Genomic DNA, 12,683 nt, shown 5'->3' with positions numbered 1-12,683 from the left:
CATCAACCGTGGAAACAATAATATGGACCTCCCACAAGGCACATCCCCAAAGAAAGGCCCTCTCGAAGGGGTCACCGTTTTAGATTTCTCGCGTGTTCTGGCGGGCCCCTATTGCACAATGATATTGGCCGATCTCGGGGCTCGGGTAATCAAAATCGAGAGGATCGCCACCGGAGACGATACGCGTGCGTTCGGACCATTCGTAGACAATGAGTCAGCGTACTTCATGTGCTTTAACCGTGGCAAAGAGAGCATCGCGCTGGACCTCAAAAGTCCCCGAGACCGCGATATCCTCGAACGAATGCTCGGCGAAGCGGACGTATTGGTCGAGAATTTTCGGCCTGGTGTGATGGATCGATTGGGCTATGGCGCCGTACGCCTGGCGCGCACCCACCCCCATCTCGTTTACACCTCCATCTCAGGTTTCGGGCACACGGGACCGTACAGCGACCTACCGGGTTACGACATGGTGGTCCAGGCCATGGGTGGCATCATGAGCTTGACCGGCTGGCCTGATGGGCAACCTGCCCGGGTCGGCACAAGCTTTGGCGATCTCAGCGCTGCGCTGTTTGCCGTCATTGGCATCCTGTCATCGCTCTACAAGCGAACCCAGGATGCACAGGGCACGCGGGTGGATATCGCGATGCTGGACTGCCAGGCCGCGCTCATGGAAACCGCGTTGGCCCGTTACGACGTGGAAGGAAAAGTACCTACACGTACAGGCGACAGCCACCCCTCTCTTGCACCTTTTGAAACTTTCGCAGCGCAAGATGGACGATTCGTCATTGCCGCAGGCAATGACCAGCTGTTCATGCTTATGGCTGACGCGTTGGGTGACCCTCAGCTAGCACTCAATGTGATGTTCATTAGTAACGATTTACGCTGCCAAAATCGCCCAGCGTTAGTGAAAGCGATTGAGAAAATCACTACCACTGCGCCGATAGCTTACTGGGTTGAACGACTCAACGAAGCCGGGGTTCCTTGCGCGCCACTCAACACGATTGATCAGCTGTTCGACCATCCCCAACTCGATGCACGCAACATGATCATCCAGGTGCAAGGTGCCGGAGGACGTCCTGTACGCACCGCAGGCAATCCGATCAAGCTCAGCTCCTTCGCCGACATAGATGTGTCCACCCCAATACGCGCGCCTGCTCTTGATGAACACCGTGAGCGGATTCTTTCGCAGTTGATGTCACGAACTGGGGACTATGCGCCATCTACCGGACCTTTCAACGAGTGTTTGTCGCAGGAAATCAATATCCAACAAAAATGCCCACTGCCTGATTCTGTTTAAGTTGCCAATCCAAAAGGAGATGCCACCCATGTCAAGCGCAGCAACTTCATCTTCGCAAAAATCTTCCATCCCGAAGGGCACAAGCTCGCAATCCGATATCGTCAAAGCTGGCACCGAGGCTTCTGCTATCGAGCCGCCACCGGCACTCCGCTACGAAACTATCTTGGTCGAGAGGCGGGACCGTGTCGGTTTGCTCACACTGAACAGGCCAAAGAGTCTCAATGCACTGAATGTGCGCATGTCTCAAGAAGTGGTCGCAGCGCTTCGCACTTTTGATGCCGACGACAATATTGGAGCCATCGTCATTGCAGGCAGCCCCAGGGCCTTTGCGGCGGGGGCTGACATTGAGGAGATGGCCGACAAGACCTTCGTCGAGCTGCAGTCGAGAGATATTTTCGCCGCCTGGCAGGAAGTGCCCACTATCAGCAAACCGATCATCGCTGCTGTTAGTGGCTATGCGCTAGGGATGGTCTGAAGTAGTCAGGTATTTCTGGCTGACTCCAGCCCTTGCCGATTTCAAAACGGTGATTCGGCTAAAAAACGATCAAATCATCCCCTCTTTCCGGATTTATAGCCGGCGCGAGCACCTCGCGCCGGCCATTTCCCGCATTACAGACGCACCTCTCCTGCATTCGTCAGCAAATGTCGGCGCGCCATCCACAGGTTCGACAGCGCGAACAGTGTCACCAACTGCGCGGTGTTCTTCGCCAGGCCACGGAAGCGTGTCTTCACGTAGCCGAATTGGCGCTTGATCACCCGGAACGGGTGCTCGACTTTGGCGCGCACCTGGGCCTTGGATTTCTCGATCTTGCGCTTGGCTTTGTACAGCGCACTGCGCTTACTCAGCTTCTTGTACGTACTGCGGCGGGCCGCAATCTGCCAGATCACCTCCCGGCCTTCATGTTCCGGGCGTTTCTCTACGCCGGTGTAACCCGCGTCGGCGCCGACCATGTTTTCCTTTCCATGCAGCAGTTTGTCGACCTGGGTAACGTCAGCAACGTTGGCTGCCGTCCCCACCACGCTGTGCACCAGGCCAGACTCGGCATCCGCGCCGATGTGGGCCTTCATGCCGAAGTAATACTGATTGCCCTTCTTGGTCTGGTGCATTTCCGGGTCACGCTTACCGTCCTTGTTCTTGGTCGAACTCGGCGCATGGATCAGCGTGGCATCGACGATGGTGCCCTGGCGCAGCGACAGGCCCCGATCGCCCAGGTAACCATTGATCACCGCCAGAATCCCGGCCGCCAACTCGTGCTTCTCCAGCAGGCGACGGAAATTGAGGATGGTGGTTTCGTCGGGAATACGCTCTAGGTTCAGCCCGGCAAACTGGCGCAAGATTGTGGTCTCGTACAGCGCCTCCTCCATCGCTGGATCGCTGTAGCCGAACCAGTTCTGCATCAAATGTACGCGCAGCATCGCCATCAGCTGATACGCCGGACGACCACCTTCACCCTTGGGGTAGTGCGGCTCGATCAGGGCAATCAAACCCTTCCACGGCACCACCTGATCCATCTCGATCAGGAACAACTCTTTGCGGGTCTGCTTGCGCTTGCCGGCGTACTCGGCGTCGGCGAAGGTCATTTGCTTCATCGGGAAACTCGGGCAACGGGATCGGCGTATTTCACCAGATTCGGGAAGTCTTTTTCAGACCATCCCTAGGTGGAGGCTGTGAGCTAGCGATGATGTGCGATTTCATCATTGCGTCAGAAGACGCCCATTTCGGCCAGCCGGAGATCAAGCTGGGAATTCTGCCTGGCATCGGTGGATCGCAACGACTGACCCGATCGATAGGCAAGGCACTGGCGATGGACCTGATCTTGACCGGTCGCAGTATCAACGCCCATGAGGCTAGGGCTGCCGGGCTGGTTGCTCGTGTTGTACCTCCGGCTGACCTGTTGCAAACCGCCCTCGAAGCTGCGCACACCATAGCTGGCTACAACGCGCCGGCCGTAAGGATGGCGAAGGAAGCAGTGAACCGGGCTTTGGAGGTGGGCTTAACGGAAGGCATGCGGTACGAGCGGAGGCTGTTCCAGGCGGCATTCGCGACCGATGGTCAGAAGGAGGGCATGCAGGCATTTCTCACCAAACGTGCGCCGGTGTTCCGGCATCGCTGAGAGTCTTAGCGCTGTATCACGCACAAGCCTGAACCGTGGTGGAGGTGCTGCTGGCTGGCCCCGCGCTTTGCCCACATCAGGTTCGGCAGTCTGGCTAACGGACTCTTGGCTCAGCGCCGGTCGGCCGCTACTGGCGCTTAACATGGCCAGGTAGGTGGCGGACACCGATCCAAGGTGTCCGCTATCGCCCCCGGCAGACTTAGCGAGAAGGAGAAATGTAGTGGTCTACTGATCCCGGACACCGATTTAGGCGAAAATCCTCGCCGTGAAAGAGGTGTCTGATGAACAAGCAACGACGTACGTTTTCCGCCGAGTTCAAGCGAGAGGCAGCGGCCTTGGTACTGGATCAAGGCTACAGCCATATCGAAGCCTGCCGTTCGCTGGGCGTCGTGGACTCGGCATTACGCCGCTGGGTGAAACAGCTCCAAGATGAGCGCCAGGGAGTCACCCCGAAGAGCAAGGCGCTGACGCCCGAGCAGCAGAAGATCCAAGAGCTGGAAGCCCGGATCAACCGGCTGGAGCGGGAGAAAGCGATATTAAAAAACCGCCTCCCCGGCGCACCGCGCCCCATTGGGCTAGAAACACGACCACTACACTGACAGCGCTGGACAGTGGTCGTCTGCTTTTTGGAGGCTCAGTCCCCGTCAAAAAACCTGACCCAGGGGAAGCTGCGGACCCGTGAGTGGTGGCGCGTTTCGTGACCCCGTTTAGGAATGTGATCTGATCCGAGTCCCCGTCCAGTACATCCGGTAAGTGGAGGGTTCTCATGAAAACGTCCAGTTCACAGCGGCAGGGTCTGCCAGTGATTCACCAGCGTGCAGCCGGCATCGACATCGGATCGCGCTTCCATGTGGTGGCCGTGCCCATCGATCTCGCCGAAGAGCCGGTGCAAACCTTCAAGGCGTTTACCGCCGACCTGGAGCGCATGGCCGCTTGGCTGGTCGAGCTGGGCGTCACCACGGTGGCGATGGAGTCGACCGGGGTGTATTGGATTCCGGTTTACGAGATTCTCGAGAGCCACGGTTTGCACGTCGTGCTGGCCAATGCGCGCGATGCCCGCGCTGTGCCTGGGCGCAAGACCGACGTCAACGATGCGCAGTGGATCCAGCGTCTGCATGCCTGTGGCTTGCTGCGGGCCAGTTTCCATCCCGAGCGCGAGATCGCAGCGTTACGCAGTTATCTACGTTTGCGCGAACGCCACCTCGATTACGCCGCGGCGCATATCCAGCACATGCAGAAGGCGCTCACCCACATGAACCTGCAATTGCAGCATGTGGTCGCCGACATTACCGGGGCCACCGGCATGCGCATCATCCGGGCGATCGTCGCCGGCGAGCGCAACGCGGCGACACTGGCAACCCTGCGCGATACCCGCTGCAAGTCGAGCGTTGAGACCATCCAGAGTGCCCTGGTGGGCAATTACCAGCCGGAACATGTGTTTGCCCTGGCGCAGGCATTGGCCATGTACGACGCCTATCAGGCGCAGCTTGAAGTCTGCGACCAGCAGATTGCCGAGAGCCTGCAGCGGCTCGCCCGGCAGCGCCCCTCACCCAGTGAACCGCTACCGAAGCCACGCCACCGCGCGCGACAGCCGAACGCGCTCAACTTCGATGTCCGTGTCTTGCTCTATCAACTGGTCGGCGTCGATCTGACCCAGATCCACGGCATCGGCCCCTACCTGGCACTGCGGTTAGTCGCCGAGTGCGGTACCGATCTGAGCCGCTGGCGTACCGCCCAGCACTTCACCTCCTGGCTGACCTTAGCGCCGGGTTGCCGGATCAGCGGCGGCAAAGTGCTCTCGGCACACACGCGCAAGACCAAGAATCGGGTGACAGCCCATCTCCGGTTGGCTGCCGTAACCACTGGCAGAACGAACACGGCGTTGGGCGCTTTTTATCGACGCTTGTCGGCGCGTATCGGCAAGGCCAAGGCGGTGACCGCCACGGCGCGCAAGATCGCCATCCTGTTCTACAACGCGATGCGCTTCGGCATGGCTTATCAGGATCCGGGAGCCGACCACTATGAGCAAAAATATCGTGAGCGCGTGGTCAGAGGCCTGCACCGGCGAGCAGCCGAATTCGGCTTCACGCTACAGGCCGTCGAAGGTGTTTCTTAGGAAGGCTACCGCTCTCTTGATGTCAGACGAACTCGATCGTACGCGCTGATAGACCAGTTGAGTGAGCAGGAGCCGGTAGAGGTGGTCTGTTCAGCCTTCGATGTGGCGCGCTCTTGCTACTACGCCCATCGTCTTCGATGTCGCCGTATCGATGCTCGCCGCGTGGCGCTACGCAGCCAGGTCAATCAGTTGTTCAGTCAGAGTCGAGGCTCGGCCGGAAGCCGGAGCATCTTGGGCATGCTGCGCGAGAGTGGCGAGACGATTGGCCGTTTTCGTGTACGCCGGCTAATGCGTGAACTGGGCCTGGTCAGCAAGCAGCCGGGCTCGCACGCCTACAAGCAAGCCACTGTTGAACGACCAGATATTCCGAATCGGCTGAATCGCGAGTTCACGACCGAAACTCCCAATCAGGTCTGGTGTGGCGACATCACCTATGTCTGGGCGCAAGGTCGCTGGCATTACCTGGCCGCAGTGCTGGATCTACATACCCGTCGGGTAGTTGGCTGGGCGTTCTCGGCCAAACCGGATGCCGAGTTGGTAATCAAGGCCCTGGACATGGCTTACGAGCAACGCGGCAAGCCACAACAGGTAATGTTCCATTCGGATCAGGGCAGCCAGTACGCCAGCCGCCTGTTCCGCCAGCGGCTGTGGCGTTACCGGATGCAGCAGAGCATGAGCCGTCGGGGTAATTGCTGGGACAACTCGCCGATGGAGCGCCTGTTCCGAAGCCTGAAGTCGGAATGGGTACCAACGACCGGATACCTGACCGCCCAGGAAGCTCAACGGGACATCAGTCATTACCTGATGCACCGTTACAACTGGATCAGGCCGCATCAGTTCAACGACGGACTGCCACCTGCGGTGGCCGAAGAAAAACTTAACCCACTGTCCGGAATGGGTTGACCACTACAAAACACCCTGCCGGGCAAATGCTTATAACTATAACAGTGTTGTTTGCCGATTCCTTATTAAGGGGGCTCCGAGGCCGAACAGTTGAGCCGCTCGCACAAGGGTGACTAACTGCTCCTTGGCCTACCAGGCAGCTCTGAGCTTCCAGCCCAGCGCGCACACGCGCCCGGTTGAGCACTCGGCCGACTTGTCGGCCGGGGGCGATTTATCCGGGGTCTTGGCGCCCCGTAGGGGGCGTAGGCGCGCAGCGCCGAAGAGGGCGGCCGCAGGCCGGGCCGCTTAGACGGGCTGTTGCACGGAAGCGCCCGGCGCGCTCAAGGTAGAAAGCTTCCCGAAGGGGCATTTTTCTTGGTGCGCAGCACCACCGCTTTATTGATTCTTTTAAGACCTGCTGGTTAATGCCCGACACCTACTGGCAGCCTTCCCGACACTTAACTACCAGCCAAAAACTCCCGCACGCCGGGCCTGCGTGCGGGAGTGTCAGTCGAGGTCAGAAGAGGCGGGCAGCGAGGCGATATCCGGGGCGGAAATGGCCGATTTGCCGAATTCTGGACGTGACGAGGCCTGCCCTGTTTCAGGCATGCATCCTGTCGTGAAGGATCTGGTCGGCCTTGGCGTGATACTCGGCGGCTGATAATCCCGGGTGGGTCTGCATGAGCGCCACCAGCAGCTCTGTGCGAGCCCGCTGATAGGTGAAGGCATCGACGCCGCGCGGAGATCGATCCGGCGATCTCGGCGCCGGCGGGCGGAATTGGGGCGTGCTGCTCCGTCCCATCAGCAAGGCGTTGCGTGCCCAGCCCGTCAAGGTCCCGCCCAACTTTGCTGCCTTCTTCGCCAGCCGCTTCGTGGCGCGATCGCGCTCATGGCGCAGGCGCATGCCCAGGCCAAAGGCGGTGAACAACAGCTTGTTGACGGCCTTTACGGCGGCGAGGCCGCGCCAGGTGCCGTCTGCCTGCAGCTGACGGGCCTGTTTCACGGTCATCAGATTCGCGCGCTTGAGGTCCGCCATTGCCCGCTCGGCGCGGCGCGGATGCAGACCGGTATAGCGCACCAGGTAATCCAGTGTCAGCGAGAGAAAACCCGAGGACGTCGGCACGCCACAGCGCAGAGACGCCACGTCCGTGAATTCGAGAATCGCTGCCAGCAGCTGCAGGCACGCCTCGCGACGCTCGCTGCGCTGTTGGCGGCCAGTCGCACTGCGGTTCGCTGCACGCAGCGACGGAATCATGGTTGGACGTGTGTAGTAACTCTTCACGCGAGCCTGCAGTTCGCTGAGGATGCCCGGACGGTGTTTTTGGGTTGTCGGGGTGATGAGGTCCAGCTTCGGCGCATCGACTTCATGGCCACAGAAATTGCCACCTTGGTTCACGCGCGGCACGTATTCCCTACGCACAAGCAAACTCCAGTCAACGACGGCCACAGTCGTGTGGTGCCAGCCACCGATGGGCCAGCGCGACAGCGAAGCAGCCAAGAGGAAGGACAGATAGAAAAGCCCCAGGGCCGTGGGCCGCGGGGCTTGGGAGGGAATGAGAAACGGCGCGGGTGACCTGCGGGGCATGCCCACAGGTCACCCGCGTTCAGGCAGGGGTCAGAACGGAATGTCCTGGCTACGGTCGGTCGACGGCGCCGACGGCTCGATTGCGCGGCCGGTGTCGGCCACCGTTTGGAAGTCGACGCCCTGCTTGTACAACTCACGCTCGACACGTTGATACATGTTGTGAGCCACCTCTTTCGCCTCGGGGGAGGCGTTCGGGTTTGGTTCCTTGGCCAGCTTGCGCAGGTTCGCTAAAGCATCCGGCCAGCGGTTTGCATCAAGTACCGCCTCGGCGAATACATCGGCTTCATCGTCGAACCCGACTTCGCGTAGCGCCCCTGTGACCAGCAGAATCTGATCGCCAGGAAGGCGAGTGTCAGGCTGCTGTTCTGCGGGCGCCGCCTTGGCTGGTAAGCCCGCTCCAGGGTGATCACGCGCCACGGACATGCTCTCGCTCTTCACCGTCCAGGTGCGACGTTGCGCGACCTTGGTTTCGGCAGTGCCATCGGCGAGCTGGTGAACCACGTTCACGGCCTGGGTACCGTGATCCTGCAGGCGGACTCGTTCGCCAGGCTGGTACTGCGCCATCAGCTGCTTGAAGTCCGTGCCCCACAGCGTTCGTTCGCCGGACTCCGTGCGCAGCCGCACGAAGTAGCTGGCGTCCTTGCTCGGGTCGTGCTGGTACGGCGCTGCGCCGTGCTCCAGGAGCTCGCCACGGATCACTGACTGCAGGGCTTCCTTGTTCGGCTCCGCTTCTGCCGGCGTAGCCTCGGGTGTACCTTGCGTGATGATCTGGCCTTCCTGTTCGAGGGCGAGTGCGGCTTTGCGCTCGGTCAGGCGCACGTTCATCTGAGGATCGGTGAAGTGGATATCCAGGCCCCGTTTCGCCGCCACATCGACGATGGTGCGCTTGAACTCTTCGCTTCCCTTGATCGTGAGTGTGCTGCCGAAGCGCTCCCGGGCCAGATCGAGAGCGACCGAAACGCCCGCCTCGCTCATGCCGTGCCGACGCAGGTTGATCGACTTGCCGGTGTCGACGAACACCGTCTTGTCGCTCTTCTTGTCCAAGTAATGCACGTCCTGGCTGAAGCGCGCACGCTTGGTGTACATGTCCTGGGTGCTGCCGGACTGGGTACGCCCAGACGTCTTGAATTCGTCCACGGCCTCCTGGGCGCGCTGAATCAGACGCTGGATACGTTGTCGCGCCGGCAGCAACTGGTCCGGGCCGGAAATGGAGTTGTTTGGCAGATGCTTCTGCTGCCGATCGACCAATGCTCGAATCTCTGCACTTCGCATACTGGTGCTCTCTGAGTGGAGTTGTGGGTGGGTGATCGCCTGCTTGGCCTTCATGCGCTCGAACACCAGCACCGCTACCAGCTGGGCGCGTTCCTGCCGCGTAAAACGCGGGTCGGTACGCACCAGGCGACGGGTTTCGTAGAAGCGCTGGTTGAGCTGTCGAAGGGCGCGGCGCTCGGCCGGCTGCAGGCTGTTGTGTTCGTGCTGCCGGAGGGCATAGGCGGCAGGGGTTGAGGACTCGCGTGCCTGGTCCTTTAGCTGTGCGCTGGCGATGCGAACGCGGATCCCCGCGCCCGAAGGCGGAGGGCCGCGCATGGCGCGCAGGATGCGTTCTGTGTGCCGCTCCACATCATCCACGTACGCCGGGCGGTTCGGGTTGCGCGCATAGGGTGGGAGCTTTTGCCGAGCTACTCGGGGATGGCGTCCAGTTCGTCCAGGGGATTCAGGCTGCCCTGGGGCGCGTCCGCGTCGTGTTCCGGTGTCAGGAGCTGAAGGTCGTGCAGCCCGTTGTTGCCCGGTTCCGCGTGCGGCGGCGCTGGGCTGTCCTCGTCCGGCTCCTCGATCTCGTCCTGCTGGTACAGCAGGTCGCAATCCAGGATCTCCTCGCCCTGGCCCTTGATCGGTGGCCAGGTGAAGGCGTGCATCTGCCGGCAGAAGCACTTGGGCGTCACGTTGTCGGCCTTGCCGGCCAGCATCCACATGGCTTCCGGACAGGCTTTGCAGGCCATCGGCAGATCGGCCAGGGCCTTGTCGTCCAGCTTCAGCAGCACTTCGCTGAAGATCTCGCGCCCGTTGGCCAGTGTGTAGGTGCTCATACGCTGCTCCGTGTCCTCGATAGAAACGCTCGATGCGTTCAGCCAACAGGGCAGGGCGCTCGTCTTCCGGCGCCGCGTAGTAGCGCTGACGCACCGATGGCCCGGCCTTGCTGATGTATTTGATTTCCCGGGCCCGCTCGGGCCAGGCGTTCAGCCGCTGCGCGATCACGTGGGCCGGCAGCGGATCCTTCTTCAGTTCCCGGCGCACCACGAAGTCATCGCCAAAAATCGACTCCTTGAGGTTGGTGAACTTCTCGTCGCCGGGCAGCTTCACCGCGATGTACTCGGTGGCCTTGCCCTCGTTGCGGATCCGTGTGTCGCCGAACTGGCCGACCAGCTGGTAGAAGTCCGCCCGGGTCTTCACGCCCCGCTCGATCACCTGGCGCACGAGGTCCGCCTTGAACTCGCGATTCTTTCCGCGGAAGTTGTCACCCTTGTAGCGGGAGAGCACGCTGGCTGCGTCCTGCGGATTCGCCCGGATGCGCTCGCGGGGCGACACCAACTGGTACTTCTGGTTGATGTGCTCCTGAAAGGCCTCGAAGTAATCGACGTGACGGTCGTAGTCATCGACCGGATTCATTTCCTTCCCGGTGAGCAGATTCTTGCGTGGTATGACGATATGGATATGTGGCTTGCGATCCTCCAATTCCCCCGTCTGGCGGTTGGTTATTTGTAAGACCTTGGGTATGTGCGCTTCAGCGTAGAAGTTGAACTCATCCTCATGGTAGGCATTCATCATGAAGTGTTTGAACTCGCGGGTAATATCCCGCAGCGCCTGTTCGGGTATTACATCTTCGGCAAAGGATAAGGTGAAGGAAAGATAACGATCCTGACCTCTATCGGGCATGCTCTGATAGGTCAGGTGCGTAAGATCAAGATCGCCATCGATGATCATCCGGTGATCCAGTTCGTCTCGACTCAATTCGCGACCGGCCTTGTTGCCTTCTTCCAGATATTCCTTGATGCCGCTGTTATAACCCCGGCATCTAATCAACATTTTGGATGCCGCTTAGAAGTAATTCCCGAATGGCAATCAACTGATTGGCCAGGTTCCGGTATAATTTCTCCGATATTATCTCGCCGCGTTGTGCCTGGTTAATTCGGTGGGCAAGTTGGTTCAGGTTGTTGCTCGACTTGTTGTAGAGAAACAACAGTCGTTCCTGATTCTTTGAAGGCGGGACTATGGTCACTTCGCCTTCCAGAAATACCCGCCGCAGGTAGGCCGACATCGTCAGGCCGCTGGCGGGTTGTTTCTCGGCGTGGGTCGCGAACTCGTCTTCGGAGACGCGGAACGCGACCACGCGTCCTTTTGGCTTCTTCTCGGACATGGGGACTCCTGGCCATGACTGACCAAATGACCAATGACGGATGAGCGAACGGGTAACTCGGGAGGTGGGTTCTGCTCGACAGTGGCGACAGCCACTGTCGGGGTTTCAAAGGGGTTCCCCCTTTGGCACGGACGATTGTTGAAGGGGATAAGCGCAGCCCCCGTAAACAATCGGTAACGTGCCTCTGCGTTTAACAACGCTTTGCCCGGCACGGCGGCAGTTGAATTGAGTTGAACTAATTAGATCTAAGTTGCACAGATTTGAACTGTGGGTATGCTATAGGGGCGGTAGTTGAACTAAGTTGAACAAAATGTCACTGGAGCGATACTGAGGAGGGACTCCATGAGCGATTGGCGATCCAAACCCCGAAATGGCAAGAGCCAAGTCGTCCCCTTGATGGCGGAGATTCAGTCAAAGCTCGACCTTGGCCACACCATCAAGGCGATCTATACCGCGTTGGTCGAGAGCGGAAAACTTGAGATCGGCTACCACCAATTCACCCTCTACATCAAAAAGCTGAGGCAGGACGCGGGCAGGGTTGCCGATGCCCCGAGGGCTACTCCTGCGAAGCAGAAAGCGCAGCACGATCCAAGAAGACCGAGGCGGTTTGTCCATGACCCAACGGCGCCGGGGAACATTTTCGATTGAGATGCTGCCCGGCAACCACTCAGGGCTTTGCGTTCCTTTTGATCTTCTCCTGCAGCATCGGCGGAAGTTGCTCGATGCTGCGCTCCAGGGTGGTAAGTTCGCGCAAGTAGTACTGAGATTCCTGCTGTGCTTTTTCCAGTGCCGACTGCTGTATCAGCATGGATAGTGGAAGCATTACTGCGCAGAGCAATAGCGAAACTCCCAATACCATGTTCAAGCGCGACGCCTTTGGGGCGCGCAAAGAACTGCCGACCAATTTCAAGCGTCGCTCCAACTCGGCAAGACTGTCATTGGCTCCGCTCAAGTGCGCGACCAATGCTGCTGTAATCGCTTCAGTGGCTTCAGCCTTGGCTTTATCGACCGCCGCTTCGGCCAATTCGCGCGTTATCTCCTCAGCCCGGTCCACGGACTTGGCGACAACTTCCACTGCATCGCTGATTGCGCCAGGAATCTCGCGAATGGCCTTGAGCACCGCTTGCTGTTTGTCGATATAGAGTTCCGTATCGCTCTTGATGATCTCCTTGCAGAGATCGGCGACCACAAACACCGGATCATCTGCACTGAGCGCGATACCTGTTCGTTTGAACACCTCGACGGCGATCAACTCCCGCTGTTGCTCATCCATG

The 12,683-nt window shown here is 59.7% G+C and carries 9 protein-coding genes and 3 pseudogenes; 7 read left to right on the top strand and 5 right to left on the bottom strand.

The genetic code is table 11. The features are described from left to right. The first annotated feature begins 22 nt into the window (after positions 1-22). Positions 23-1,297, top strand: coding sequence for a CaiB/BaiF CoA transferase family protein (locus PJW05_RS16925; RefSeq protein WP_271408138.1), 1,275 nt, complete (start codon positions 23-25; stop codon positions 1,295-1,297). 28 nt (positions 1,298-1,325) lie between these two features. Continuing rightward, positions 1,326-1,772, top strand: coding sequence for an enoyl-CoA hydratase-related protein (locus PJW05_RS16920; protein WP_271408137.1), 447 nt, complete (start codon positions 1,326-1,328; stop codon positions 1,770-1,772). Between the two features lie 134 nt (positions 1,773-1,906). Here PJW05_RS16920 and PJW05_RS16915 read toward each other — a convergent pair whose 3' ends face one another. Further along, positions 1,907-2,887: an IS5-like element ISPst5 family transposase gene (locus PJW05_RS16915; protein WP_014820685.1), complete on the bottom strand. Its 981-nt coding sequence runs from the start codon at positions 2,885-2,887 to the stop codon at positions 1,907-1,909. A gap of 62 nt (positions 2,888-2,949) precedes the next feature. Here PJW05_RS16915 and PJW05_RS16910 point away from each other — a divergent pair. The 4 genes and pseudogenes from PJW05_RS16910 to PJW05_RS16895 all read left to right on the top strand — a co-directional run. Further along, positions 2,950-3,411 (top strand): annotated as a pseudogene (locus PJW05_RS16910) (enoyl-CoA hydratase-related protein); the annotation flags it as partial. A 281-nt stretch (positions 3,412-3,692) separates the two neighbouring features. After that, positions 3,693-3,953, top strand: a pseudogene (locus PJW05_RS16905) (transposase); the annotation flags it as partial. Between the two features lie 224 nt (positions 3,954-4,177). Further along, positions 4,178-5,527: an IS110 family transposase gene (locus tag PJW05_RS16900; protein WP_442969162.1), complete on the top strand. Its 1,350-nt coding sequence runs from the start codon at positions 4,178-4,180 to the stop codon at positions 5,525-5,527. Next, a pseudogene (locus PJW05_RS16895) lies at positions 5,528-6,430 on the top strand (IS3 family transposase); the annotation flags it as partial. Between the two features lie 580 nt (positions 6,431-7,010). Here PJW05_RS16895 and PJW05_RS16890 read toward each other — a convergent pair. Genes PJW05_RS16890 through PJW05_RS16870 form a run of 3 tightly spaced genes read right to left on the bottom strand, consistent with a single transcriptional unit; the run spans position 7,011 to position 11,409 of the window. Continuing rightward, positions 7,011-7,994, bottom strand: coding sequence for a hypothetical protein (locus PJW05_RS16890; protein ID WP_271408136.1), 984 nt, complete (start codon positions 7,992-7,994; stop codon positions 7,011-7,013). A 30-nt stretch (positions 7,995-8,024) separates the two neighbouring features. Beyond that, on the bottom strand, positions 8,025-11,078 hold the full coding sequence (locus PJW05_RS26635; protein WP_333908709.1) for an LPD7 domain-containing protein: 3,054 nt from the start codon (positions 11,076-11,078) through the stop codon (positions 8,025-8,027). Then, on the bottom strand, positions 11,068-11,409 hold the full coding sequence (locus PJW05_RS16870; protein WP_271408134.1) for a plasmid mobilization protein: 342 nt from the start codon (positions 11,407-11,409) through the stop codon (positions 11,068-11,070). The genes PJW05_RS26635 and PJW05_RS16870 overlap by 11 nt, the downstream gene beginning before the upstream one ends. Positions 11,410-11,751: 342 nt before the next feature. Between PJW05_RS16870 and PJW05_RS16865 the strand changes: the two genes are divergently transcribed. Further along, complete coding sequence (locus PJW05_RS16865; RefSeq protein WP_271408133.1) at positions 11,752-12,057, top strand: TraK family protein; 306 nt, start codon at positions 11,752-11,754, stop codon at positions 12,055-12,057. 19 nt (positions 12,058-12,076) lie between these two features. Here PJW05_RS16865 and PJW05_RS16860 read toward each other — a convergent pair whose 3' ends face one another. Continuing rightward, positions 12,077-12,682, bottom strand: a complete 606-nt coding sequence (locus PJW05_RS16860) for a hypothetical protein (protein ID WP_271408132.1) — start codon at positions 12,680-12,682, stop codon at positions 12,077-12,079. Between the last annotated feature and the right edge of the window lies 1 nt (position 12,683).

It is taken from the genome of Pseudomonas sp. Q1-7 (assembly GCF_028010285.1).
Classification (GTDB): Bacteria; Pseudomonadota; Gammaproteobacteria; order Pseudomonadales; family Pseudomonadaceae; genus Metapseudomonas.
This window is presented reverse-complemented; position numbering and strand designations above follow the sequence as displayed.